Origin of the sequence: Aeromonas sp. 601027 (assembly GCF_049174455.1) — a bacterium.
GTDB lineage: Bacteria > Pseudomonadota > Gammaproteobacteria > Enterobacterales > Aeromonadaceae > Aeromonas > Aeromonas veronii_A.
Genome location: NZ_JAAKTN010000004.1, coordinates 1 through 24,612, shown reverse-complemented (window position 1 = coordinate 24,612; position 24,612 = coordinate 1). Strand labels below are relative to the sequence as shown.

Sequence of the window (24,612 nt, the reverse complement as noted above, 5' to 3'; positions counted from 1 at the left end):
GATGAAGAGAGCCAGGATAGTGATGATGGGGCTGTTGCTGCCACTGGGGCAGGCCTGGAGTAGCGAGGCCGCGACCACATCCGGTTGGCAGGTGACGCCATTTTTTGGCTACAGCTCAGCCATCGACTTCGAGAAGAGCGATGAGGTGCAGCCGGTGCCGCTTTCTGCATCGTTTGATTCACTGCAGGGGCAGAGCTCCGGCAGCTGGGGCTTCTTTATCAGCAAGGAGGTGGATGATCCCGGCATGATTGAGCTGCTCTACAGCCATCAGTCCACCACCCTCTCTCCCGACCAGCCGGATCGCCTGACGGTGGATACTTTGCACTTTGCCGGTGCCTTGACCCTCTCTGACAACCTGATGGCGCCCTATATCGGCGCCGGGATCGGGGTGACCCGTTTTGCCGCCTACGACAGCGAGGTGACCCCTTCCATGTCGCTGGCGCTCGGGGTGCAACCGCGCCTCGCCGAGCATCTGGCCCTGCGGGCAGAGGTGCGCGGTTATGGCTCGCTGGTCAACGACAACAACCAGTTTCTCTGCAACCCGGAGCAGTGCGTGTTCAAGGTGCGCGGGGAGCTGGTAACCCAATGGCAGGCCAATATCGGTCTTACCTTCCGCTTTTAGGCGGGGGGATTTTCCCCATAAAACAGGGGTCATTGGGCCCCTGTCTCAGCAGCAATCTTCCGCCGTGATCGGCAATCAATCGGTAGCTCTTCACGCCTCTTTATTAGTCGGCGTCGCCCATACAGCGCAGTTTCTGCCCGCCTCCTTGGCGCCATAAAGCGCCTGATCCACCCGTTTGAACAGCGAGACTGCCGGTTCCCTGGGCTCGCGGACTCCCACTCCCAGACTGACCGTCATGGTATGGGTCGGGTCGGGGGCTATGGTGCGGGTCGCAGTGAGCAGGGTGTTGGCCAGTTGCTGCAGCTCGGCTTCGTGGGCGACGGGCAGCAGCAGGGCAAACTCTTCACCCCCGACACGGGCCGCCAGCGCACCGGGCGGGCAGTGCTGTTGCAACAGCTCGCCAAACTGCTGCAACACCCGATCCCCGATATCGTGGCCGTAGTTGTCATTGATCACCTTGAAGTGATCCAGATCCAGCAGGATGAGGGCGTGGCAAATCCCTTGTTCCAGAAACAGCTGCTGATGAAAGTAGCGCCGGTTTGGCAGCTTGGTCAGATCGTCGAACAGCGCCTGTTGTCTGAGCTGGGTATTGATGTGAAAGAGGTGGTGCATGGTGCTCAGGATGCCGATGCTGCTGAGCAGGATGCCGCTGGAGCGCAGCAGATCCTCGGCATAGATGGCGAGCCAGAGCGGCTGCGCCACCAGCTCATCCATGATGTCGGCGGTGGCCCCCATGATCCACAACATCAGACCGCAGGAGAGCATGCGGTAGGTGTGGGTGGGCAGGTGGGCGCACTGCACCACCCAGAACAGGAACAGCATGGTGAGCCAGTTGATCACCTCGAAGCCAAAGCTGACGGCGTAAAAGCGCTCGTAGGGGAAGTGGGGCAGCAGCAACAGATGAAGGGCCATGATGGCCAGCATCAATCCCCCCAGCAACAAGATGTGGGAACGATGCTCCCGATCGAGCTGATGGTAGTGGGAGAGGCTGATATCGAGACGATCAAACTGCATGGTGTTCCTCGGATTGGGCCCGCCATCACGTTGCAAACAAGGCGCTGCGTAATGGTATGCCGTAGTCGGATAACAGAAACGGCTGGTCTGCCAGTGTAAACGAGTTGGCCCGCAGCGCGCGATATCGAGGGCTTCAGCTTGTGGGCTGGTTCAGGATTTGCGCATTTGTGGTGCGCCGGCCATGCCCTGCCCTGTGACAGGGCGGTTCAGTACCGGTTAGCGCAGAGCGTGCGCCATTTTGGTGCGTTAACGATGGCTGAGATAGTTAATTTAATGATTTTTAAGGATTTAAAATTATGGCCCACTTTATGCTTTTTACATGTCAGACGGTCTCTTGCGCTCATCGGCGGCAGACGCAGTGATGAGGAAGTGGCAAGAGGCATCCCCGTGCCGGGCGCGGGTGTGATTCTGGCGGGTTGCAGCAACACCTTGCGGTTCGCCACAGATTCAATCAGGGAAACGGAGCCGGTCTTGTACCGGTACGACAGGGAAGGAGAGTGCTCTATGGTCAAAAAATGGATGATGGCGGGTCTGACGATGTTGCCTGCCTTGCTGGTTACCCCAAGTTGGGCCGAAGAGGTCGCTCAGGTACAGGCGGCGGTGGCACCGGTTGCCGCCATGACAATCAACAAGGGTGACAACACCTGGATGCTGCTCTCGGCGGCCCTGGTGATCCTGATGTCGATCCCCGGTCTGGCCCTCTTCTACGGTGGTCTGGTGCGGGCCAAGAATATGCTGAGCGTGCTGATGCAGGTCTTTACCCTGTTCTGCCTTATCTGCGTGCTCTGGGTAATTTACGGTTATTCACTGGCCTTTACCGAGGGGGGCAATTTCTACGGCTCCTTCAGCAAGGTGCTGCTCAAGGGGGTGACCCCTGACTCCATCGCCGCCACCTTCAGCAAGGGTGTCGGGATCAGCGAGCTGATCTATGTGGTGTTCCAGGGGGCCTTTGCCGCCATCACCTGCGGCCTTATCGTGGGGGCGTTTGCCGAGCGCATCAAGTTTGCCGCCGTGCTGCTCTTCTCGGTGATCTGGTTCACCTTCGCCTATATCCCGCTGGCTCATATGGTGTGGTATTGGGCGGGTCCGGATGCCTATACCAGCGCCGAAGCCGCAGCAACCGCGACCGCAACTGCCGGGTATCTGTTCCAGCATGGTGCGCTGGACTTTGCTGGCGGCACCGTGGTGCACATCAACGCCGCCGTGGCGGGTCTGGTGGGGGCCTATCTGGTGGGCAAGCGTCTGGGCTACGGTCGTGATCCCATGACCCCCCACAGCCTGACCATGACCATGATCGGCGCCTCCCTGCTCTGGTTCGGCTGGTTCGGTTTCAACGCGGGCTCCGCGCTGGAAGCCAACGGGGTGGCTGCGCTCGCCTTTATCAACACCTGGGTGGCACCGGCTGCGGCAGCTCTGTCATGGACGTTGGCCGAGTGGGTGATGAAGGGGCGTCCCTCCCTGCTGGGTGCGGCGTCCGGAGCGGTGTCCGGTCTGGTGATGATCACCCCGGCGGCCGGGTTTGTCGGTGTCGGTGGCGCGCTGGTGATGGGTCTTGTCAGTGGTGTGGCCGGTCTGTGGGGCGTCCACGGTCTCAAGCGTCTGCTGGGGGCCGATGACAGCCTGGATGTCTTCGGTCTGCACGGGGTGTGCGGCATTCTCGGCGCCCTGCTGACCGGCGTCTTTGCCAGCCCGGATCTGGGCGGCACCGGGGTGTGGGACTATGTCACCAATCAGGTTGCCGATGGCTACTCCATTCTGACTCAGGTGAAGATCCAGGCCATCGGGGTCGGTGTCACCCTGTTCTGGTCCGGTGCCGTGGCGGCGATTGCCTTCAAGGCGGTCGACATGCTGGTGGGTCTGCGGGTGAACGGCGATGCCGAGCGGGAAGGGCTGGATGTCACCTCCCACGGCGAGAAGGCTTACAGCATGTAATCCCGAATGCCAGACAACAAAAAACCGCCGGAACCGGCGGTTTTTTTATGACTCTAAAGCTGCAAAGCCTGAGTTCACACGCTTAGTTCACGACGGCCACGTTGATGCTGCCATTGCCCTGGGTCATGCGCACGCGAGCACCCGGGGTGAAGGTGGGGCTGGCTTTCTGCACGACCACGATGGCTTCGCCGTTCTCTTTCTTGATCTCCAGCTCGACGCCGTCGACCTGGTTGAGTTTGTCGCCAGCGGCCTTGCCGGCTGCCGCGCCGGCAATGGCACCACCTGCTGTGGCGATATCACGGCCGGTGCCGCCGCCTATGGTGCTGCCCAGCAGGCCGCCGACCACGGCGCCGCCAATAGTGCCGAGCAGGGAGTTTTCATCAGCCTGGATCTTCACCGGGCGGGTGGAGATGATGGTGCCATAGCTTACGGTTTGTACCTGTTTGGCACGGTCTTTGGTGTAGACATCGCCAGAGTAGACATCGCTGTTGGCGCAACCGGTGACGGTAGTGGCGGCCAGCAGGGCAATAAGGGTCATACGTTTCAACATGATGGGCCTCCAAGGCTGAATAGAATTCAAACAATCAGTTTGATGAATTGAACTTTACTCCAAGCAAGCGGGACATGAAATCGGCAAAATGTAACCAATTATGCGTTCTGTAACCGGTTTTATCCTTGAATCGCAGCTGTACCGGAGAGGGTTTTAACCAGCACAAGCCGATCCTCGCCGGGGCCGAAGTAGTCGGCGACCTCTTCAACCAGTTGATAGCCAAGACGGTAGTAGAGGCGCTGGGCCGGATTGGCCGGATCGACCGTGAGCCGCAGTTCGCTTATCTGCAGCGCCTGCTGGTTGGCCTCCATCTGGCGCATCATCCGCTCCGCGAGGCCGAAACCGCGCGCCTCGGGCAGCACCGCCAGCGAGAGCACCCAGCCTTGCGACCGCTCCTGACCAAAGCCACCCAGCACATAACCCACCAGTTGCCCCTCGTATTCGGCCACCAGCAACAACTCGGGCCACAAATCCATCGCCTGACGGAAGAAGAAGGCGGGATAGACATCTTCGCCAAACACCTTGGCATCGATCTGCCAGATGGCGTGCATGTCATTGTGGGTGGCGGTGCGTAGCAGGGGCGGGTTGTGGTGCATCAGGACTCCATCGGCAGAAAACGGATCGGCAATGCCGCTGACCTTGGGGCCAACGGCAGAAAAGGAGTCATAGGGTAGTGGTCATCCCCTGCCGGATGCAAGGGATTGGCGGTTATGGCGGCAGCGGTCTGCTGTGGGGCAGTTTGGGAGCCTTGCGCAAGCCGTCGAGCAGGTGGCGAAGGGTGAGCCAGGGGTGGCGCAGCAACATGCGCGGGCCGCTCCACTTCATCACCTGCTGGATCTGTTTGCGCATCGCCGGGGCGTAGCAGTGGATATTGCAGTTGGCGCAGGTTGGTTTGTGGCCGTGGCCATAACGGCAGCGACGCAGGCGCTGATGGGCGAAATCCCGCAACTGGCGACAGTGGCGGCAATGGGGATCCTGATGATGGTGCTGGCAGTAGAGGCGGATCATGGCGCTGACCGTCTGCTGCTCGCGCATGAGTCTGGGATGGTCACTCGCCTTTTTGCTGGCTGCGGCGTGTGAGCCCCGGGCTGGGCTGGCATGATGACTTTTCATGCTCGCCATTGTCCTGACCTGCTCGCTTTGGGTGTTGATACAGGTCAAAAGGGGGGGATAAAAAACAGGGCCCGCAGGCCCTGTGTCATCAGATGAGGCTGGTTGCCTGCTCCAGCCAGGCGAGATCCTCGCCTTCGAGCAGCGGGCTCAGGCGGCGGAACACCTCAACGTGGTATTCGTTGATCCAGCGGAATTCGGCCGGACTCAGCAGGCTGCGGTCGATCAGACGGGTATCGAACGGCACGTAGGTCAGACGCTCGAAGCCCAGCATCGGCAGCTCGCCAACCTGTTCCAGCTCGGTCACCACTACCAGGTTTTCGCAGCGGATGCCGAAGCCATCTTCACGGTAGTAGCCCGGCTCGTTGGAGAGCACCATGCCCGGTTGCAGGGCAACCATGCTCCCTTTCGGCGCAATGCGCTGGGGCCCTTCGTGGACGCTCAGGAAGTGGCCGACGCCGTGGCCGGTGCCGTGGTCGTAGTTGTAACCGGCTTGCCACAGCGGCATGCGGGCCAGCACGTCGAGCTGGATCCCGGCAGTGCCGCGGGGGAAGCGGGCCTGATCCAGCGCGATATGGCCCTGCAATACGCGGGTAAACATCGCTTTCTGCTCGTCGGTCACCTCACCCACCTTGATGGTGCGGGTGATGTCGGTGGTGCCATCCAGATACTGGGCGCCGGAGTCCAGCAGATAGAGGCTGTCCTGACCAAACGCACGGGGGGTGCCATTGGTATGGCGGTAGTGGCACATCGCGGCGTTGGGGCCGAGCGCCGAGATGGTGTCGAAGCTTGGCTCGACGTAGTGCTCCTGCTCGCGGCGGAACGCTTCCACCTGATCGGCCAGGGTGCCTTCATCCACCCCTTCGAACTCGCCGGAGGCGACCAACCGATCCAGCCAGGCGAGGAAGCGGGTCATGGCCACGCCATCACGCAGGTGAGCGGCACGCATGCCGGTCAGCTCGATCTCGTTTTTGCACGCTTTCGGCAGCATGGTGGGGTCTTGGCCAGCCACCAGAATGGCACCCGCCTCTTCCATGACGAGCTGGGTCCAGGCGTTGGCGCTGTCCGGATCGGCCAGCACCTTCTGCTGATCTTCACCGATGCGCTGCAGCACGTCGCCCAGCTTGTCGATGGGGTAGACGGAGACATCCTGGCCAACGTGTTGGGTAAAGGCGAAGCAGTCAATTTTGTCGGTATCGACGAAGAAATCCATGCTGGTGTTGGCGTAGAGCACCGCAAAGCCCAGCACCACCGGCAGCCGGTCGATGTCGCGGCCGCGCAGGTTGAGCAGCCAGTTGATGGGCTCGGCCTGGGTCAGCAGCACGGCATCCAACCCGCGCTTGCGCAGATCGGCTGCCAGCTGTTCACGTTTGGACTGGCTGGACTGGCCTGCCAGCTCCTCGCTGTAGAGGATGACCGGGCTCTTGGTCGGCTCCGGGCGATCGCTCCAGTTCAGGTCGATGGGGTTCTGCTCGACGCGGATCAGCTCGATACCGCGATCGGCCAGCACGGCCTTGGCGTTCTTGTACCAGATCAGGCTGTGCAGGCGGGCATCGAAGCCAACCCGGGAGCCTGACGGCAGCTGTTCGGCCAGCCACTGCACATGAGGATTTTCAATGAGGTGGAGGAATTCGAACAGTTCGGCGGGTGTTTGCATCCGCGCCTGCACCGTATAGCGACCATCGACAAAGAGGGCTGCCCGCTGGGCCATGATGATGGCGACCCCGGCAGAGCCGTTGAAACCGGTGAGCCAGTCAAGCCGCTCGGCATAGGCGGGGATGTACTCGCCGAGGTGCTCATCATCGTGGGGGACGATAAATGCGTCCAACTCCTGCATGGCCAGCTCGGCCCTGACTTGGGCGACGCGGGTTTCAATTATCTCGAAATTATTCATGTCGTTAGTGCCAGATGGTTGCTATATGAGTGTTCAGTTTTTATGGCCGCTGGCCAGGATCCGCTTGATCGACTGACCTGCCGCTTCGATATGCTGCCTGAGCAGCACCACCGCCTCGTGCTTGCGCCGGGCGCGGCACAGCTCCAGCAATTGGGCGTGTTCACGCTCCGCCTTGTCCACGCCGTCGCTGGCAAAGAGCAGCTCGAAGCGGACATAGCGGTCACAGCTCAGATTGATCTGGGCGATCAGTTCAAGTGCCTGGGGGCGACCGGCTGCCTGATAGAGGGTGGCGTGAAAGCTGTGGTTCAACTCGGCCCAATGTTCGATCTGGGTGCCTGACTCCAGGGCGTGATCAAACTGGGCGAGGATCGCCTCCGCTTGCGCGAAGGTGGCTTCCGTCATCTTGTCGACGGCGTGAAACAGGGTATCGGCTTCCAGCAGCGCTCGCAAATAAAAGAGCTCTTCGATGGCCGAGGCGTCCAGCATGGTGACCACGGCGCCGCGATGGGCTTCGAACTTCACCAGCCCCTGCGCTTCCAACTGCATCAGGGCTTCGCGCACCGGGATGCGGCTCACGGCCAGCTCTTTGGCGATGGCATCCTGACGCAAGGGGGCGCCAGCGGGGAACTCCCCACGGAGGATCCGGCCACGGAGGTTTTCCATCACCATCTGGGTTCGGGTCTTGTAGGGTGGGGTCATGGTCGGGTCACGATTGGGCGTTACAAAATTGTATATTGTATAAAGTTTGGCTGAATCTAACCTGTCGCAATGGGCAAAGGCAAGGTTTTGGCCCCTTTAACGAGGGTGATGGCGGCGTTCGGGGCTCCACAAAAACAAAAATGCCGGTCAGCGTGACTGACCGGCATGATGTCACTGATACGAAGCGAGCCTGTTACAGCTGCGGGCCTGCCGCAACCAGACGTTTGCCTTCATCGTTATCGGTGAAGCGCTCGAAGTTCTTGATGAAGCGCCCTGCCAGATCGACGGCCTTGGCATCCCACTCGGCCTTGTCGGCGTAAGTGTCGCGCGGGTCGAGGATCGCCGGGTTCACATCGTGCAGCGCGGTCGGGATCTCCAGATTGAAGATCGGCAGCACCTTGGTCTCGGCCTTCTCGATGGAGCCATCCAGGATGGCATCGATGATGGCGCGGGTATCCTTGATGGAGATGCGCTTGCCGGTGCCGTTCCAGCCGGTGTTGACCAGATAGGCCTCTGCACCTGCCGCTTCCATCCGTTTTACCAGCTCCTGACCGTACTTGGTCGGATGCAGGGAGAGGAAGGCTGCGCCGAAGCAGGAGGAGAAGGTCGGAGTCGGCTCTGTGATGCCGCGCTCGGTACCGGCCAGTTTGGCGGTGAAGCCAGAGAGGAAGTGGTACTTGGTCTGCTCCTTGGTCAGCTTGGAGACCGGGGGCAGCACGCCGAAGGCGTCGGCAGTCAGGAAGATCACCTTGGTGGCGTGACCTGCCTTGGAGACCGGCTTGACGATGTTGTCGATGTGATAGATGGGGTAGGAGACGCGGGTGTTCTCGGTCTTGGAGCCATCATCGAAGTCGATGGTGCCATCGGCAGCAACGGTCACGTTCTCCAGCAGCGCATCGCGACGGATGGCGTGGTAGATGTCCGGCTCGGCCTCTTCGGAGAGCTTGATGGTCTTGGCGTAGCAGCCCCCTTCGAAGTTGAACACGCCGTGGTCATCCCAGCCGTGCTCGTCATCGCCGATCAGCTGACGCTTGGGATCGGTGGAGAGGGTGGTCTTGCCGGTGCCGGAGAGGCCGAAGAAGATGGCAACGTCGCCGTCCTGACCCACGTTGGCGGAGCAGTGCATGGAGGCAATGCCGCGCAGGGGCAGGAAGTAGTTCATCATGGAGAACATGCCCTTCTTCATCTCGCCACCGTACCAGGTGCCACCGATGAGCTGCATCTTCTCGGTCATGTTGAAGGCAACAAAGTTCTCGGAGTTGAGACCCTGCTCCTTCCAGTTCGGGTTGGTGCACTTGGCACCGTTCATCACCACGAAGTCAGGCTTGAAGGTTTTCAGCTCTTCATCACTCGGGCGGATGAACATGTTTTTCACGAAGTGTGCCTGCCAGGCCACCTCGGTGATGATGCGCACGGCCAGGCGGGTATCCGGGTTGGCACCGCAGAAACCGTCGACTACAAACAGGCGCTTGCCGGAGAGCTGTTTGGTGACCAGCCCTTTCAGATGTGACCACACTTCCGGGGTAATCGCTTTGTTATCGTTTTTACCCTGGTCAGACCACCATACAGTATCCTGGGTAGTGGCATCTTTGACGATATATTTATCTTTCGGGGAGCGACCGGTGAAGATACCGGTGTTGACGTTGACTGCGCCCAGCTCGGTCACCACACCGCGCTCGAACCCTTCCAGGTCAGGGCGTGTCTCTTCCGCGAAAAGCTGCTCGTAAGAGGGGTTGCGAACGATTTCTTGGCTGTTTTTGATGCCGTACTGGTCCAGTCCTAATTGTTGGGCCAGGGTGGGTTCTGCCACGATTGTCATTGTATTCTCCTGGGTTCAGAGGTTGGTAGGGTTCTATCTGACGGTCATCCTATCACTTAGGTGGTAGAGTTTAGCGATCGCCATCAAACTTTATAAAATAGGGTATTTTTTTGTTATTAAAGTTAAAGGCGGGTTTTGCCCGCCTTTAATTAGTGTAACTGGTTTGCATCATTGCCGGGAGCCCTGCTGAACAGGGTTTCGACATCGATCCCATTAAATTGGTACTGGGCGCCGCAATAATCACAGTGCATGTCGATCTTGCCGAGCTCCTGCACCATCTCCATGACCTCTTCCTTTTCTATCTGCAACAGGGCCCCTTCGCAGCGCTCGCGGGAGCAGGTGCAGCGGAACTCGACCGCCTGCGGATCGAACACCCGCACCTTGTCCTGATGGTAGAGACGGTAGAGGATCTCTTCTGCCTGCAGGCCGAACAGCTCTTCATCCTTGATGGTGCTGGTGAGCTGGGTCAGGTGATCGAAGTCGTTGCTGTGATCCTCGCTCTGGGCGGGCAGCTCCTGCAGCATGATGCCGGCGGCGCGCGGTTCGCCCTCGTGGTAACCGGTGCGGATCCACAGCTTGGTCGCCAGCTGCTCGGACTGGGCAAAGTAGTGCTCAAGACAGCCAGCCAGGGTGTCGGCGTCCAGCGCGATGATGCCCTGATAGCGCTCGCCCTGATCCGGGGTGATGGTGATGACCAGCTGGCCGTTGCCGATCAGGCTCTGCAGCTTGTTGTCGCTCGGTAGTTCGCCTTCAAAGCGGGCCACGCCGCGCAGCTGCTGGTTGTGGTCACCGTTGATGACGGCCAGACGCACCGGGCCATCGCCCTGCAGCTGAACGGTGATGGAACCTTCAAACTTGAGGGTGGCGGTCAGCAGGCTGGTGGCGACCAGCAGCTCGCCCAGCAGTTTTTGCACCTGCACCGGGTAGTTCTGGGCTTCCACCACGTGGCGGTAGGTGTGATCCAGCTGGACCAGCTCGCCACGTACTTCGTACTCTTCAAACAGATAGCGATACAGCAGATCTTGGTTGCTCATCATATATTCCTGAGTTCTTCGGTGAGGTAAATCGGACGCAGTGACCGCCTGTGGCCGTCACTGCGCTATCAAATCGGGGTCGGTCAGTACTGCTTGACCTTGAGCAGCTGACGCCGCTCCTGCTTGTCGGGGCGACGCTCCGGGCTCGGCGCAAACTGGCTGTTGAAGCGGCGCGCCTCGCTGTTTTCTGCCCGTTTTTTCAGGCTTTCGGCGGTCTCTTCATAGAGCTGCTGGGCAAGCGGTGCCGATTTGCGCTGATCGCTGATGGCCAGCACCCGCACTTCCCGCTCATCCTGCCCCTGCCAGAAGCGGATCAGCGCACCCACTTCCACCTGTTTGCCCGGTTTGCTGCGCTGACCATTGTAGTGCACCTTGCCGCCGTCAATCTGATCCCGCGCCAGCGAGCGGGTCTTGTAGAACCGGGCCGCCCACAGCCACTTGTCGAGCCGAACCTCGAGGGCGTTTTCTGCATGATTGGCCATGAACAGGCTCCATAACGGGGAAAAGAGGCGGTCGATTATACCAGAGCCCGGGGGCGGGATAGAAACCGGGCAACCACCGCGCGGGGCGCAAACCATGTCAAGGTGATGCAACATATGGGCAGTTTGCTGATTCACAAGGGAAAGCGCTGCTTTATCGGGTATCCATGGGGCAGGGAGGGGCCTTCATACCGCGCATATAGCACTGCCGCCCCTGTTGGGGGCGGCAGCGTTCACATCCGTTGACCACTGCTTAGTCAGAAGTGATCGTGCTGATCCGGCTTCTTCTGGTCGTGGGGGCCTTCGCTGTGGGCGATGGCGGTGCGGATGAGATCAACCCCGGCGCGGATAATCAGCACCCCCATGTTGACCAGCTTGACGCAGACCCACATGAAGGTGATGAGCAGGATCAGCTTGAGCACGGTCTGGAACGCTTCCAGGAAGTTCTGCTCCAGCTGGGCGGTCAGGCCGTTGGCGCTGGTCATCAGCCAAGTGTAGACCTCGCGCACGAACGGGATGCGGCTTGGCATCTCCAGTACATCCAGTGCGGCAGGGAGCGCCTGGAAGATGACGATGCTGCCGAACAGGATCAAAATGACACCGATGGCGATGCCGAGGAAAAAGCCGAACTGTCTCATGGAGGGCTCCAGCGTTTGCTGCATGAAATTGAAGATAGCCGCCAATAGTAGGGAGTGCCCTGCTTCATCGCAATCTTCCGTGCACCGCCAGCGCGGCTGGAACGGCGGCAATCCGGCCGCTACCGTTGCCCAACTATCTGATTTCTGGGAGGCTTGTCGCCATTGTGCATAGGGAAAGCAAATTGATGTCGAGAACCCTCTTTTTACTGTTGCTGGCGCTGTTTGCCGCTCTGCCAGCCCTGAGTGCCGAACCGGCGGCTCCCTCGGCGGCGGCCTGCGCCATCCGCCATCAGGATCAACTGCTGCTGGTGCAGGATCGCATCTCCTCCCGCTACGGTCTGAGCGGCGGCTACATAGATGGCGATGAGCGCCCCGAAGAGGCGGCGCTGCGCGAACTCTATGAAGAGACCGGCTTGCGGGGGGGGGTTGTGCAGGAGCTGGGTCGCTGGCAGCGGGCGGTTATCTTCGCTTGTCGCACTCTGGAACCGATTGTCGCGCAGCAAGGCGCCGCGTTTGTCTCCATCCTGAAGGCCTCCAATCTGGGTGGCGAGATCCTTAACGCCCGGCTGATCGCCATCGACCAGCTCCCCCGCGAGCAGCGCCGCTTCCCGGATCAGCTCGACTGGCTGCAAGCCAGGCTTGATCAGGTGCCGGAGAGCGAGGTGCGCTGGCAGGCCGATTTCGTGATGCAGGGCAATGCGCTGCATCAGGCCGAGATCCCGCTGATGCTGCACATGCAACAGTGGCTGGGGCCCGATGTCTGGTGGCTGTCGGTCAGCAATCTGTTTGGTTCAGGCGGCTTTCAGCTTGCCCTGATACCTTTGCTGCTCCCGCTGCTGGGGTGGCCGCGACTGCGCCAGCTGCTGTTTGCCATGCTCTGGCTCGGCTTGCTGGTGCAGGCAAGCAAGGAGGGGATCGGCTGGCCGCGCCCCTTCCATCTGCAACCTGAACTGGCAACCCAGAGTGCCCAAGGCTTTGGCATGCCGAGCGGCCATACCGCCTCGGCCTTGCTGTTCTGGGGGGCGCTGCTTGGCTGGCTCTGGCCTGCCCGGCGCGGGCTGGCCTATTCGCTGGCGCTGCTGCTGGCGCTGACCACAGGTCTGGCGCGGGTCTGGCTCGGGGTGCACTTTATCTCTGACGTAGCGGCGGGGCTGCTGATGGGTGCCATACTGCTGGCTGCTTGTCCCTGCTGGCGTACCGATGGGGGTGGGGCAGGCTGGTTGCTGCTGATTGCCGCGGCGCTGGCGCTCGGGGGAATGACCCAATCGGCCCATCTGACCGGTATCGGGCTGGTAGCGCTGGGCCTCTGGCTCGGGGGAAAGGCTGCCCTCGTTCGTGCTGGTTATCCCCCGCTGCTTACAGGGGGCGTCGTGCTGGCGGGCGGCTTGCTGAACGGTGCCGGCCTGTGGCTGTTGCCGCTGCTAACCAGTAGCTCGTTGATCATACTGCTCGGACAGTTTGTGCTCTTTTTCGGGCTGGGGCTCTGGTTGAGCGTCGGCCTCTGGTGGATACTCTCTCTCTTGAAACAAGACTCACGACCCAGGGGCGGACGCCCTGCAAGGGGAACTCTATGAATATGAAAAAAGTGGATTTGGCCAAGATAACCTTGGGGGTGCTGTTTCTCAGCCTCCTGATCATCTCCTGCTTTATGGTGCTGCGCCCCTTCCTGCCCGCACTGGTGTGGGCCACCATGATCACCATCGCTACCTGGCCACTGATGTTGATGGTGCAGCGGTTGCTGTGGGGCAAGCGTGCGCTGGCCGCTCTCTTTATGAGCCTGGTGCTATTGCTGATGTTTGTCATTCCGCTCTTTATGACACTGGCCAATGTGGCGGAGAAAGCCCCCATGCTGATCGAACTGGGGACCAATATCAGCCAGTCGCCTCCGCCCGAGCTGCTCTGGTTGCAGCAGATCCCGCTGGTGGGCGGCAAGCTCTATGACTTCTGGCAGCAAATTCTGGCGAGCGGTGGTCAGGTGCTGTTTGCCAAACTGGCGCCCTACTTCGGCCAGACGGCGCGCTGGCTGGCTGCTCAGGCCGGTAATCTGGGCATGCTGCTGGTCCACTTCCTGCTGACGGTCGGTATCTGTGGTCTGCTCTATCACTCCGGTGAAGTGGTGGCGACCGGCATTCGCCGCTTTGCCCACCGGCTGGCCGGGGATCGCGGTGACAATGCGACCGTGCTGGCTTCCCAGGCGATCCGCGCCGTGGCCATGGGGGTGGTGGTTACTGCGCTGGTGCAATCCTCGGTGGCCGGGGTGGGGCTGTGGATCGCTGGCATCCCCTACACCATGGTTCTGGTGGTGGTAATGTTCCTGCTCATCGTCGCCCAGATAGGTCCCTTTCCGGTGCTGATCTCCTGTGTCGGTTATCTCTACTGGAGCGGTGATACTACCTGGGGCACCTTCCTGCTGGTCTGGTCGCTGATCGCCGGCACAATGGACAACTTCCTGCGTCCCTTCCTGATCAAACGCGGTGCCAATCTGCCCCTCATTCTCATTCTGGTGGGGGTTATCGGCGGCCTGCTGGCGATGGGGATCATCGGTCTGTTTATCGGCCCCGTGGTGCTGGCTGTGGCTTATACCTTGCTGGATGCCTGGATCAAGGAGGGTGACCACCAGTCAGAGGCGACCCATATCGCGGCAGCGCCCAGTATAGATTGACGGTTCTATAAAAAGACGATGCAAAGAGCCGCCCGATGGGCGGCTCTTTTGTTGATGATGACAGCGTCAGGCCAGTTGTTTCATACCTGAGCCGCAGCGGTTGTTCACAGCATCTGCTTGAGGCGATAGAGCAGGTCCAGTGCCTGGCGCGGGGTGAGCTCGTCCGGGCGCACCGCTTCCAGTTCTTCCACCACCGGATGAGGCTGCGGGGCGAGGGCCACCGGTGCCGGGCGGCTTTCACCGGCGGCCACCGGAGTGGCGCTCTCCAGCTCATGCAGCTTGTGGCGGGCCTGCTGGATCACCGATTTCGGTACCCCAGCCAGCGCCGCCACTTGCAGACCGTAGGAGCGGCTGGCCGCCCCTTCCTGCACCGCGTGCATAAAGGCGATGGTGTCGCCGTGCTCCACCGCATCGAGGTGGACGTTGGCCAGCCCGCTCATCAGCTCGGGCAAGCGGGTCAGCTCGAAGTAGTGGGTAGCGAACAGGGTGTAGGCGCCAATCTTGCTCGCCAGCTGTTCGGCACAGGCCCACGCCAGCGAGAGGCCGTCGTAGGTGCTGGTGCCGCGGCCAATTTCGTCCATCAGCACCAGACTGCGGGCGGTGGCGTTGTTGAGGATATTGGCAGTCTCGGTCATCTCCACCATAAAGGTGGAGCGGCCGGAGGCGAGATCGTCTGACGCCCCGATGCGGGTGAAGATACGGTCGATGGGGCCGATGCGGGCGCTGTCGGCGGGGACGAAGGCGCCGATATGGGCCAGTAGCACGATCAGCGCGGTCTGGCGCATGTAGGTCGATTTACCGCCCATGTTGGGACCCGTGATGATCAGCATCCGCCGCTCCCGCTCCAGCCGGATGGGGTTGGCGATAAAGGGATCTGTCATTACCTGCTCAACCACCGGATGGCGGCCCGCCTCGATCAGGATCTGATCCTCATCGATGAGGGTCGGGCAGCGATAGTCGAGGGTCTCGGCCCGCTCGGCCAGGTTGGCCAGTACGTCCAGCTCCGCCAGTGCGGCGGCGGAATCCTGCAGATCGCCGAGGTGGGGCAGCAGGGCATCGAGCAGCTCTTCGTAGAGCCGTTTTTCCAGCGCCAGCGCCTGGGACTGGGCGGTGAGTACCTTGTCCTCGTACTTCTTCAGCTCATCGATGATGTAGCGTTCGTTGTTCTTGAGGGTCTGGCGGCGGATGTAGTGGGCCGGCACCAGATGGCTGTTGGCGCGGCTCACCTCGATATAGAAGCCGTGCACTTTGTTGTAACCCACCTTTAGAGTGTTGATACCGGTCAGCAGCTTCTCCCGCTCCTCGATGCGGGCGAGGCTGGCGGTGGCGCCGTTGGCGAGATCCCGCAGCTCGTCCAGCTCCTGATTGAAGCCGTCACGGATCACGCCACCATCGCGGATCAGCACCGGCGGCACCTCCATCACCGCGCGCTCCAGCAGGTCGAGCAGCTCGGGGAAGGTGCTGGCACGCTCGGCCAGTTGTTGCACCGCTTCGTGTTCGTTGTCCGCCAGCAGACGCTGTAGCTCGGGCAGCTGGGCGAAGGCCTGACGCAGCCGGGTGAGGTCGCGCGGGCGGGCCGAGCGCAGGGCGAGGCGCGCCAGCACCCGCTCCACATCCCCGACCTGACGCAGCAGGCTGCCCAGTTCATCGTAGAGGTTCTGCTCGATAAGCGTATGGATGGTGCTCTGGCGACCTTTCAGGATCACCCGATCGCGGATCGGCTGGTGGATCCAGCGCTTGAGCAGGCGGCTGCCCATGGGGGTGGCGGTGCGATCCAGCACCTCGGCCAGGGTATTTTCGTAGCCACCGGCCAGATTCTGGGTCAGCTCCAGATTGCGGCGGGTGGCGGCATCCATGATGACCGCGTGATCCGGCTGCTCCAGGCGCACGCTGCGGATGTGGGGCAGGGCGGTGCGCTGGGTGTCCTTTACGTACTGCATCAGACAACCAGCGGCGCACAGGGCGGTCTCGCTCTTGTCGACGCCAAATCCCACCAGATCCTGGGTGCCGAACTGCTGGCAGAGCAGTTTGCGGGCGGTGCCCAGCTCAAACTCCCACTCCGGGCGGCGACGCAGGCCGCGGCGACCCTCTATATGGTGCAGGAACTCGAACGATTCCGGGTAGAGCAGTTCGGCCGGATTGGTGCGCTGCAGCTCTGCCAGCAAGGTCTCTTCTTTCTCGAACTGGTTGATGAAGAAGCGGCCGGAGCCGATGTCCATGGTGCCGTAACCGAAGCGGCGGCCATCGTGATAGACGGCGGCGATCAGGTTGTCCTGTCGCTCGCTGAGCAAAGCCTCGTCGGAGACGGTACCCGGGGTGATGATGCGAATGACCTTGCGCTCCACAGGCCCCTTGCTGGTGGCGGGATCCCCCACCTGTTCGCAGATGGCGGCCGACTCGCCGAGCTGCACCAACTTGGCCAGATACCCTTCGATAGCGTGATAGGGCACCCCCGCCATCGGGATGGGGCTGCCCGCCGACTGGCCGCGCTTGGTCAGGGAGATGTCGAGCAGCTGAGAGGCCTTGCGGGCATCGTCATAGAACAGCTCGTAGAAGTCGCCCATCCGGTAGAACAGCAGGATCTCCGGGTTCTCGGCCTTGAGGCCAAGGTACTGCTGCATCATGGGCGTGTGGGCGCTCAGATTGGCGCCGGGAGCGGAGCTTGTGGCGCCGCTGGCTTGGTGTTGTGCGGTCATGTTCTGTTCCAGAAGGGGCCTCTGCGGGCCGGTGTCTGCGGTGATGAGCCTTGAGCTTGATGGCGCCATTCTACACATAAGCGCCGCGGCGGGGGAGCGGGTGTTCCGGGCGCGGTTGTTCTGCACTATTGAAGGCATGGCTCCGGTGCGGTACCTCACATTGCGGCAGGCAAGGGCGGTCTGCCGTGGTTGCGGGCGGCGCTAGCGGGATCGCATAATGTGCCTCTTGAGCGGATCAGAAGGAGTCGTGATGAAACTGGATGCAGAGATAGAGCACCTTGCCATCGAGCTGGGACGGGCCCTCGGTCAACGGGGCTGGCTGGCGGCGACCGCCGAATCCTGTACCGGCGGTGGGGTGGCTACGGCCATCACCGACATCGCGGGTAGCTCCGGCTGGTTCGATCGCGGATTTGTCACCTACACCAACGAGGCCAAACAGCAGATGTTGGGGGTGAGCAGCGAGAGCCTTGAGCGGCACGGCGCGGTGAGCGAGGCGGTGGTGCTGGAGATGGCCCGCGGCGCGCTGGCGCACTCGTCTGCCTCCATCAGCGTTGCCATCAGCGGCATCGCCGGCCCCGGCGGCGCCACCGAAGGCAAGCCGGTCGGCACCGTCTGGTTCGCCTGGGCCGACCGCAATGGTCGTCACCACTCCCTGCTGGCCCGCTTCGACGGAGATCGCCGACAGGTACGCCAGCAGGCGGTGAGACAGGCCTTGTCGGGTCTGTTGGCCCTGCTCAGATAAATTGGGCTTGATACTGTATGAATAGACAGTATACTTAGCCCAACTTCACTTCTTACTCACGATTTCCAGCGGAGATTGGCATGGATCAGAACAAACAGAAGGCACTGGCGGCTGCGCTGGGTCAGATTGAAAAGCAGTTCGGCAAAGGTTCCATCATGCGTCTGGGCGACAGCAAGACCATGGATATCGAAGCCATCTCTACCGGTTCCCTCTCGCTGGACGTGGCTCTGGGGATCGGCGGTCTGCCGTGTGGCCGTATCGTCGAAATCTACGGCCCGGAATCTTCCGGTAAAACCACCCTTACCCTGCAGGTGATCGCGGAAGCCCAGAAGAAAGGCAAAACCTGTGCCTTCGTCGATGCGGAACACGCCCTCGACCCTATCTATGCTGCCAAGCTGGGCGTCAACGTCGACGACCTGCTGATCTCTCAGCCGGATACCGGTGAACAGGCGCTGGAGATCTGCGACATGCTGGTTCGCTCCAACGCGGTTGACGTCATCATCGTCGACTCCGTGGCGGCCCTGACCCCGAAAGCGGAAATCGAAGGGGAGATGGGGGATTCCCACGTTGGCCTGCAGGCCCGTTTGATGTCCCAGGCACTGCGCAAGCTGACTGCCAACATCAAGAACGCCAACTGCCTGTGCATCTTCATCAACCAGATCCGGATGAAGATCGGCGTCATGTTCGGTAGCCCGGAGACCACTACCGGTGGTAACGCGCTCAAGTTCTACGCCTCCGTGCGTCTGGATATCCGTCGTATCGGTGCCATCAAGGAAGGTGACGAAGTGGTCGGTAACGAGACCCGCGTCAAAGTGGTCAAGAACAAGGTGGCCCCGCCCTTCAAGCAGGCCGAATTCCAGATCTTCTACGGCGCCGGTATCTCCAAAGAGGGCGAGCTGGTGGATCTCGGCGTCAAGCACAAGCTGATCGACAAGGCCGGTGCCTGGTACAGCTACAACGGCGAGAAGATCGGTCAGGGCAAGGCCAACGTGATGAAGCTGTTCGCCGAGAACAAGGTGATGGCTGGTGAAGTGGAAGCCCGCCTGCGCGAGCTGCTGCTCTCCGGTGCCGTGCCAGTCGATGACAAGGCTGTTCCGGTTGAGGCAGACGAGTTCGATGCCGAAAGCGAACAAGAGTTCGAATAAGGAACAAAGGAAGGCCGGGTAGATACCCGGCCTTGTTATTTATGATGGTTGATGAATCTGCTGACAAACCTGTCGAACTCACCTTTGAAGAACAACTGGCTGCGGCCCGCGGCTATGCCATGCGCAGTCTGGCCCGCCGCGAGAGTGCCGAGTCGGAGCTGGCCAACCGGCTGCGCCAGCAGGGCTTCAATGAAGAGGTGATCGAGGCGGTGGTCGACTACTGCCGCGGTTACAACTGGGTCAATGACGAACGTTACGGCGGTATGGCTGTACGGGCCGGTGCCGCCAAGGGCCATGGCCCCATCAAGATCCGCTTCGATCTGCGCCGCAAGGGGCTCGACGATATGCAGATTGATGCCGCATTCGATCAGCCGGAGCTGGACTGGTTCGAACTGGCGTTTGCCCTGCTCGAACGGCGCGCCAGGGTGGCCGATCTGGCGGATTTCAAGCTGCGGATGAAGTGGCTCAAATATCTGCTGGGGCGCGGTTTTACCCAGGATCAGGCCCGTTATGCCATCTCGGCCCTGCAGGAGCGGGAGGAGTAACGCCACTGCGTGGCAACAGTCGTTTTACCTCTCCTTGTGGCTGGTTTTTCCTGCTGGCTCAGTAGGTTGCGAGCGCAATTCCGAAAAAGCCGCCTTTTGTTTATCTCATCCCTCTTTCTGCGCTGCTTTTTTGCCTCTCGACAGTGGAAAAAGCCACTGTAGGCGGTGCCGCTCTTTTCTGGCCCGTTTATGTGCGCTTTTTCGCCCGTGGCGGCCCTGTCCGTTTTACTTTACCCCGCAGAAAACTTACATTAATGCGGTTAAAAGTCCGTATTCGAATCAAGCAGGATTTTCCATGTATATGTCCACGTCAGAGATTCGCGCTGCGTTTCTCGAGTATTTCCGTTCCCAGGGGCACCAGGTTGTCTCCTCCAGCTCGCTGGTACCGCATAACGACCCGACCCTGTTGTTTACCAACGCGGGTATGAACCAGTTCAAGGACGTGTTCCTTGGCGCAGACAAGCGTGCCTACAATCGCGCGACGACTTCCCAGCGTTGCGTGCGTGCCGGTGGTAAGCACAATGATCTGGAAAACGTCGGCTATACCGCTCGTCACCACACCTTCTTTGAAATGCTGGGTAACTTCAGCTTCGGTGACTACTTCAAACAGGATGCCATCAAGTTTGCATGGGGCTTCCTGACCGAGGTGCTGCAGCTGCCGAAAGAGCGCCTGCTGGTGACCGTCTACGCGACTGACGATGAAGCTTTCGATATCTGGGAAAAAGAGGTCGGTGTCCCGGCCGATCGCATCGTGCGCATCGGTGACAACAAGGGTGCCCCTTACGCTTCCGACAACTTCTGGGCGATGGGCGATACCGGCCCGTGCGGTCCCTGCACCGAGATCTTCTATGACCACGGCGATCACATCTGGGGCGGCCGTCCCGGCTCACCGGAAGAGGATGGCGACCGTTTCATCGAGATCTGGAACGTGGTCTTCATGCAGTTCAACCGTCAGGCTGACGGCACCATGGAGCCGCTACCGCGTCCGTCCGTGGATACCGGCATGGGTCTGGAGCGTATCTCCGCCATCATGCAGGGTGTCCACTCCAACTACGAAATCGACATCTTCCAGGCGCTGATCAAGAAAGCGGCCGAGATTGTCGGCACCACCGACCTGAGCAACCAGTCTCTGCGCGTCATCGCTGACCACATCCGCTCCTGCGCCTTCCTGGTGGCAGATGGCGTGATGCCGTCCAACGAAGGTCGTGGCTATGTGTTGCGTCGCATCATCCGCCGCGCCGTGCGTCACGGTCGCAAGCTGGGCGCGACCGATGTCTTCTTCTACAAACTGGCTGCCGAGCTGGCAGTGCAGATGAAGGATGTCGCTGCCGAGCTGATCGCCCAGCTGCCGCTGGTCGAGCGCGTGCTGCGCATCGAAGAGGAGCAGTTTGTCCGCACCCTGGATCGCGGTCTGCTGCTGCTGGAAGATGCTCTGGCCAACCTGGGTGATGCCAAGGTTATTCCGGGCGAAGTGGTGTTCAAGCTATATGACACTTACGGCTTCCCGGCCGACCTGACTGCCGACGTGGTGCGCGAGCGCGAGATCGGCATCGACGAAGAGGGCTTCAAGGCCGAGATGGAGAAGCAGCGTGCTCGTGCCAAAGAGGCTTCCAGCTTCGGCGTGAACTACAACGAGATGCTCAAGCTCGACTTCGAGACCCCCTTCACCGGTTACAAGACCCTGACCGAGCGTACCCGCGTGGTCGGTATCTACAAGGGTGTGGAAGAGGTGAGCGGTCTTATCGCCGGTGACGAAGCGGTCATCGTGCTGGAGCAGACCCCCTTCTATGCCGAGTCCGGTGGTCAGGTCGGTGATAGCGGTATCCTGAAAGTGGACGACGGCATCTTTGCCGTGACTGATACCCTGAAAGCGGGCAAGGCGATCATCCACAAGGGTTACATGGAGCTGGGCACCCTGGAGAAGGGCGCCGAAGTGGAAGCCGTGGTTGACGCTGACCGTCGTCAGGCCATCGCCCTGAACCACTCCGTGACTCACCTGCTGCACGCTGCCCTGCGTCAGGCACTGGGCGAGCATGTCACCCAGAAAGGTTCTCTGGTTGGTGCCGAGCGCATGCGTTTCGACTTCTCCCACTTCGAGGGGCTGACCATGGCGACCATTCGCCGGGTCGAGGAGCTGGTCAACAACCAGATCCGCGCCAACCACGAAATCACCACCCAGCTGATGGATCTGGAAGCGGCCAAGTCCGCCGGTGCCATGGCGCTGTTTGGTGAAAAATATGAAGACGACGTGCGCGTGGTGCGCATGGGTGACTACTCCACCGAGCTGTGCGGCGGTACTCACGCCAAGCGCACCGGTGATATCGGCTTCTTCAAGATCATCGCCGAGAGCGGCATCGCTGCTGGCGTGCGCCGTATCGAAGCGGTGACCGGCAAAGCGGCCATCGACTTCATGCATCAGGTTGGCGAGCAGATTGAAGAGGCTGCCGCCCTGGTGAAAGGCGACCAGTTCTGCATCGCCGACAAGGTTCGCCAGATGCTGGACAAGGCCAAGATGATGGAGCGCGAGCTGGAGCAGCTCAAGGCCAAGCTGGCCGCTCAGGCCGGTAACGACCTGCTGGGTCAGGTGATCGAGATCAACGGTCAGAAGGTGCTGGTTGCAGCGCTGGAAGGGGCCGATCCGAAATCCCTGCGCGGCATGCTGGACGAACTGAAGAACCAGATGAAGTCCGGTGTTGTACTGCTGGCCACCTGTGCCGACGGCAAGGTTAACCTGATCGCCGGTGTCACCAACGACCTGACCGGCAAGGTCAAGGCCGGGGAACTGGTCAATCTGGTTGCCCAGCAGGTGGGTGGCAAGGGCGGTGGCCGTCCGGACATGGCACAGGCGGGTGGTACCCAGCCTGAGGCGGTGCCGGCAGCGCTGCAATCCGTTCACTCCTGGCTGGAAGAGCGCCTGTAATCGGGCGAGGTGATCTGTGGCACTCTATGTACAGAAGTACGGCGGCACCTCGGTCGGCACACTGGAGCGGATCGAGGCGGTAGCTGAGCGGGTCGAGCAGACCCGCGCCCAGGGACACGACGTGGTGGTGGTTGTCTCCGCCATGTCGGGCGAAACCAACCGGCTGCTGGGCATGGCCCAGCAGCTGGATCCTGATGCCAACCGGCGGGAGATGGATGTACTGGTCTCCACCGGTGAGCAGGTCACCATAGCGCTGCTGGCGATCGCGTTGAACAAACGCGGTTGTCCTGCGGTCTCAATGACCGGTGATCAGGTGCGGATTCATACCGATTCCGCCTATGGCAAGGCGCGCATCACCCACATCGACACCGGGCTGGTTCATGCCGAACTGGCTGCGGGCAAGGTGGTGGTGATCGCCGGTTTCCAGGGCCGTGACGAGCATAACGCCATCACGACGCTGGGCCGCGGCGGTTCGGATACCACGGCGGTTGCTGTAGCGGCGGCCATCAAGGCCGATGAGTGCCAGATCTTTACCGATGTGGATGGGGTATACACCACGGATCCGCGCATCGAGCCCAAGGCGCGTCGTCTTGACACCATCACCTTCGAGGAGATGCTGGAGATGGCCAGTCTCGGCGCCAAGGTGTTGCAGATCCGCTCGGTGGAGTTTGCGGGCAAGTACCGCGTCCCGCTGCGGGTGCTGTCGAGCTTTATCGATGGAGAGGGAACCTTAATCACATATGGAGGTGATAGGATGGAAGCTCCCCTGGTATCCGGGATCGCTTTTAACCGCAACGAGGCCAGCCTGACCATTCTGGGCGTGCCGGACAGACCAACCGTTGCCGCGCAGATCCTGAATCCGATCAGCGACGCCAACATTGATGTCGACATGATTGTGCAGAACACCCTGGGAGATGGCACCGCCGACTTCACCTTCACGGTGAATCGTGACGACTATCGCCGCGCCCGGGCGCTGCTGGAGGAGACCGCCACCGAACTTGGCGCCTCCTGCGTGCAGGGAAATGGCGAAATTGCCAAGGTTTCCATTGTCGGTGTCGGCATGTGGAACCATCCCGGTGTTGCGCGCACCATGTTCAAGGTATTGGGCGAGGAGGGGATCAACATGCAGTTGATCTCGACCTCTGAAATCAAAATCTCTGTGGTGATTGACGAGAAGTATCTGGAGTTGGCGGTGCGAGCCCTGCACGCGGCTTTCGGGTTGGATCAGGCACCGCAAGAGCAGCCCTTGGGCTAACAATCTCTGATTGATTTAGTTTCAACCATTTACCATATCGGTATCTTTGTTAGATAATGTCGCATATCGATATAAAAACAAAACAGGATACAGGAGCAAGCGAATGCTTATTTTGACTCGTCGTGTTGGGGAAACCCTGATGATTGGTGATGAAGTGACTGTCACCGTACTGGGCGTTAAAGGTAACCAGGTCCGTATCGGTGTTAACGCGCCGAAAGAGGTCTCCGTACACCGCGAAGAGATCTACCAGCGCATCCAGGCCGAGAAAGTTCCGGGCCAACCGGGCTTCTAAGCCACTTTCATGGCTGTGACAAGGCGACACCTCATGTGTCGCCTTTTGTTTTTCCGGCCCCCCTGAAATCGCCCTGCAGGGCGCGAAACTGCGGGATAAGTGCCGATATTGTTTGAATATTCCACGCTTTGACCAAATGCTGAGCGAACGCACTTTTTTCTCCAAAAAAGTGTTTGACTAAAAATCCCTGTGAAGTATTATCAGCCCCGCAAACGGAGAGGTGGCCGAGAGGCTGAAGGCGCTCCCCTGCTAAGGGAGTATGCGGCTTATACCCGCATCGGGGGTTCGAATCCCCCCTTCTCCGCCATTTGCGCCCGTAGCTCAGCTGGATAGAGTACCTGGCTACGAACCAGGTGGTCAGAGGTTCGAATCCTCTCGGGCGCACCATATTACGACTCAAGCAAGAGTCATGTGTTGACCATCAGCAAGTCGACACTTTGGAAAAGGCTTACTGATAAGTAAGCTTTTTTTATCGTTTTAAAACAGGGCGCCCGTAGCTCAGCTGGATAGAGTACCTGGCTACGAACCAGGTGGTCAGAGGTTCGAATCCTCTCGGGCGCACCA

21 protein-coding genes and 3 tRNA genes are annotated in these 24,612 nt (G+C 60.5%); 13 read left to right on the top strand and 11 right to left on the bottom strand.

Translation table 11 applies throughout. From position 1 onward, the window contains the following. Window position 1 precedes the first annotated feature (1 nt). Window positions 2-622, top strand: coding sequence for an outer membrane beta-barrel protein (locus G5193_RS06790; protein WP_421205751.1), 621 nt, complete (start codon window positions 2-4; stop codon window positions 620-622). 90 nt (window positions 623-712) lie between these two features. Here G5193_RS06790 and G5193_RS06785 read toward each other — a convergent pair whose 3' ends face one another. Then, window positions 713-1,636, bottom strand: coding sequence for a GGDEF domain-containing protein (locus G5193_RS06785; RefSeq protein ID WP_421205527.1), 924 nt, complete (start codon window positions 1,634-1,636; stop codon window positions 713-715). 504 nt (window positions 1,637-2,140) lie between these two features. Between G5193_RS06785 and amt the strand changes: the two genes are divergently transcribed. Next, window positions 2,141-3,568, top strand: a complete 1,428-nt coding sequence (gene amt / locus G5193_RS06780; protein WP_266134591.1) for an ammonium transporter — start codon at window positions 2,141-2,143, stop codon at window positions 3,566-3,568. 82 nt (window positions 3,569-3,650) lie between these two features. Here the strand turns inward: amt and G5193_RS06775 are convergent, their stop codons facing one another. The 9 genes from G5193_RS06775 to G5193_RS06735 form a co-directional block, all read right to left on the bottom strand. After that, window positions 3,651-4,118, bottom strand: coding sequence for a glycine zipper 2TM domain-containing protein (locus G5193_RS06775; RefSeq protein WP_421205526.1), 468 nt, complete (start codon window positions 4,116-4,118; stop codon window positions 3,651-3,653). Window positions 4,119-4,237: 119 nt separating this feature from the next. Further along, window positions 4,238-4,714, bottom strand: a complete 477-nt coding sequence (locus G5193_RS06770; protein ID WP_139405189.1) for a GNAT family N-acetyltransferase — start codon at window positions 4,712-4,714, stop codon at window positions 4,238-4,240. Window positions 4,715-4,826: 112 nt separating this feature from the next. Beyond that, window positions 4,827-5,231, bottom strand: coding sequence for a nitrous oxide-stimulated promoter family protein (locus G5193_RS06765; protein WP_139405190.1), 405 nt, complete (start codon window positions 5,229-5,231; stop codon window positions 4,827-4,829). An 88-nt stretch (window positions 5,232-5,319) separates the two neighbouring features. Beyond that, window positions 5,320-7,122, bottom strand: coding sequence for an aminopeptidase P family protein (locus G5193_RS06760; RefSeq protein WP_421205523.1), 1,803 nt, complete (start codon window positions 7,120-7,122; stop codon window positions 5,320-5,322). 33 nt (window positions 7,123-7,155) lie between these two features. Next, window positions 7,156-7,821 carry a GntR family transcriptional regulator gene (locus tag G5193_RS06755; protein ID WP_005340138.1) on the bottom strand — a complete coding sequence of 222 codons (666 nt, stop codon included), beginning with the start codon at window positions 7,819-7,821 and terminating at the stop codon, window positions 7,156-7,158. A gap of 193 nt (window positions 7,822-8,014) precedes the next feature. Further along, window positions 8,015-9,640 carry a phosphoenolpyruvate carboxykinase (ATP) gene (gene pckA / locus G5193_RS06750; RefSeq protein WP_005340139.1) on the bottom strand — a complete coding sequence of 542 codons (1,626 nt, stop codon included), beginning with the start codon at window positions 9,638-9,640 and terminating at the stop codon, window positions 8,015-8,017. Between the two features lie 149 nt (window positions 9,641-9,789). Further along, window positions 9,790-10,674 (bottom strand): Hsp33 family molecular chaperone HslO, encoded by an 885-nt coding sequence (gene hslO, locus G5193_RS06745; protein ID WP_421205520.1) that lies wholly within the window; start codon window positions 10,672-10,674, stop codon window positions 9,790-9,792. An 83-nt stretch (window positions 10,675-10,757) separates the two neighbouring features. Next, the gene (gene hslR, locus G5193_RS06740; RefSeq protein WP_227341494.1) at window positions 10,758-11,156 is read right to left on the bottom strand and encodes a ribosome-associated heat shock protein Hsp15; all 399 of its coding nucleotides are present in this window, start codon (window positions 11,154-11,156) and stop codon (window positions 10,758-10,760) included. 254 nt (window positions 11,157-11,410) lie between these two features. Next, window positions 11,411-11,791, bottom strand: coding sequence for a hypothetical protein (locus G5193_RS06735; protein WP_005340143.1), 381 nt, complete (start codon window positions 11,789-11,791; stop codon window positions 11,411-11,413). A 185-nt stretch (window positions 11,792-11,976) separates the two neighbouring features. Between G5193_RS06735 and G5193_RS06730 the strand changes: the two genes are divergently transcribed. Continuing rightward, a complete protein-coding gene (locus G5193_RS06730) occupies window positions 11,977-13,365 on the top strand; it encodes a phosphatase PAP2 family protein (RefSeq protein ID WP_421205518.1) in 1,389 nt (462 codons plus the stop codon). Further along, window positions 13,362-14,453 (top strand): AI-2E family transporter YdiK, encoded by a 1,092-nt coding sequence (ydiK, locus tag G5193_RS06725; protein ID WP_216952793.1) that lies wholly within the window; start codon window positions 13,362-13,364, stop codon window positions 14,451-14,453. Before G5193_RS06730 ends, ydiK begins: the two co-directional genes overlap by 4 nt. Window positions 14,454-14,557: 104 nt before the next feature. Here the strand turns inward: ydiK and mutS are convergent, their stop codons facing one another. Next, entirely contained in the window at window positions 14,558-17,149 is a 2,592-nt protein-coding gene (gene mutS / locus G5193_RS06720) for a DNA mismatch repair protein MutS (RefSeq protein WP_421205516.1), read from the bottom strand. Window positions 17,150-17,399: 250 nt separating this feature from the next. Here mutS and pncC point away from each other — a divergent pair, with 250 nt between their 5' ends. The 9 genes from pncC to G5193_RS06675 all read left to right on the top strand — a co-directional run bounded on the left by pncC (window position 17,400) and on the right by G5193_RS06675 (window position 24,612). Beyond that, the gene (gene pncC / locus G5193_RS06715) at window positions 17,400-17,891 is read left to right on the top strand and encodes a nicotinamide-nucleotide amidase (RefSeq protein ID WP_216949740.1); all 492 of its coding nucleotides are present in this window, start codon (window positions 17,400-17,402) and stop codon (window positions 17,889-17,891) included. An 80-nt stretch (window positions 17,892-17,971) separates the two neighbouring features. Further along, on the top strand, window positions 17,972-19,036 hold the full coding sequence (recA, locus tag G5193_RS06710) for a recombinase RecA (protein ID WP_421205514.1): 1,065 nt from the start codon (window positions 17,972-17,974) through the stop codon (window positions 19,034-19,036). A 44-nt stretch (window positions 19,037-19,080) separates the two neighbouring features. Next, entirely contained in the window at window positions 19,081-19,581 is a 501-nt protein-coding gene (locus tag G5193_RS06705; protein ID WP_201990977.1) for a regulatory protein RecX, read from the top strand. 295 nt (window positions 19,582-19,876) lie between these two features. Further along, window positions 19,877-22,501, top strand: coding sequence for an alanine--tRNA ligase (gene alaS, locus G5193_RS06700; protein ID WP_337073157.1), 2,625 nt, complete (start codon window positions 19,877-19,879; stop codon window positions 22,499-22,501). 16 nt (window positions 22,502-22,517) lie between these two features. Further along, window positions 22,518-23,756: an aspartate kinase gene (locus G5193_RS06695; RefSeq protein ID WP_337073158.1), complete on the top strand. Its 1,239-nt coding sequence runs from the start codon at window positions 22,518-22,520 to the stop codon at window positions 23,754-23,756. A 103-nt stretch (window positions 23,757-23,859) separates the two neighbouring features. Next, window positions 23,860-24,048, top strand: a complete 189-nt coding sequence (gene csrA / locus G5193_RS06690; RefSeq protein ID WP_005336053.1) for a carbon storage regulator CsrA — start codon at window positions 23,860-23,862, stop codon at window positions 24,046-24,048. Window positions 24,049-24,262: 214 nt separating this feature from the next. Next, window positions 24,263-24,355 (top strand) — tRNA-Ser (locus tag G5193_RS06685). A gap of 3 nt (window positions 24,356-24,358) precedes the next feature. Beyond that, window positions 24,359-24,435, top strand: a tRNA-Arg gene (locus G5193_RS06680). A gap of 100 nt (window positions 24,436-24,535) precedes the next feature. Continuing rightward, window positions 24,536-24,612: transfer RNA gene (locus G5193_RS06675), tRNA-Arg, on the top strand.

Coding starts and splice junctions, on each gene's coding strand:
- G5193_RS06755 (WP_005340138.1), bottom strand. CDS start 7,821: ATGACCCCACCCTACAAGACCCGAACCCAGATGGTGATGGAAAACCTC.
- pncC (WP_216949740.1), top strand. CDS start 17,400: ATGAAACTGGATGCAGAGATAGAGCACCTTGCCATCGAGCTGGGACGG.
- G5193_RS06730 (WP_421205518.1), top strand. CDS start 11,977: ATGTCGAGAACCCTCTTTTTACTGTTGCTGGCGCTGTTTGCCGCTCTG.
- ydiK (WP_216952793.1), top strand. CDS start 13,362: ATGAATATGAAAAAAGTGGATTTGGCCAAGATAACCTTGGGGGTGCTG.
- amt (WP_266134591.1), top strand. CDS start 2,141: ATGGTCAAAAAATGGATGATGGCGGGTCTGACGATGTTGCCTGCCTTG.
- alaS (WP_337073157.1), top strand. CDS start 19,877: ATGTATATGTCCACGTCAGAGATTCGCGCTGCGTTTCTCGAGTATTTC.
- recA (WP_421205514.1), top strand. CDS start 17,972: ATGGATCAGAACAAACAGAAGGCACTGGCGGCTGCGCTGGGTCAGATT.
- G5193_RS06785 (WP_421205527.1), bottom strand. CDS start 1,636: ATGCAGTTTGATCGTCTCGATATCAGCCTCTCCCACTACCATCAGCTC.
- pckA (WP_005340139.1), bottom strand. CDS start 9,640: ATGACAATCGTGGCAGAACCCACCCTGGCCCAACAATTAGGACTGGAC.
- G5193_RS06775 (WP_421205526.1), bottom strand. CDS start 4,118: ATGTTGAAACGTATGACCCTTATTGCCCTGCTGGCCGCCACTACCGTC.
- G5193_RS06735 (WP_005340143.1), bottom strand. CDS start 11,791: ATGAGACAGTTCGGCTTTTTCCTCGGCATCGCCATCGGTGTCATTTTG.
- G5193_RS06770 (WP_139405189.1), bottom strand. CDS start 4,714: ATGCACCACAACCCGCCCCTGCTACGCACCGCCACCCACAATGACATG.
- G5193_RS06765 (WP_139405190.1), bottom strand. CDS start 5,231: ATGAAAAGTCATCATGCCAGCCCAGCCCGGGGCTCACACGCCGCAGCC.
- G5193_RS06790 (WP_421205751.1), top strand. CDS start 2: ATGAAGAGAGCCAGGATAGTGATGATGGGGCTGTTGCTGCCACTGGGG.
- csrA (WP_005336053.1), top strand. CDS start 23,860: ATGCTTATTTTGACTCGTCGTGTTGGGGAAACCCTGATGATTGGTGAT.
- mutS (WP_421205516.1), bottom strand. CDS start 17,149: ATGACCGCACAACACCAAGCCAGCGGCGCCACAAGCTCCGCTCCCGGC.
- G5193_RS06705 (WP_201990977.1), top strand. CDS start 19,081: ATGGTTGATGAATCTGCTGACAAACCTGTCGAACTCACCTTTGAAGAA.
- hslO (WP_421205520.1), bottom strand. CDS start 10,674: ATGAGCAACCAAGATCTGCTGTATCGCTATCTGTTTGAAGAGTACGAA.
- hslR (WP_227341494.1), bottom strand. CDS start 11,156: ATGGCCAATCATGCAGAAAACGCCCTCGAGGTTCGGCTCGACAAGTGG.
- G5193_RS06760 (WP_421205523.1), bottom strand. CDS start 7,122: ATGAATAATTTCGAGATAATTGAAACCCGCGTCGCCCAAGTCAGGGCC.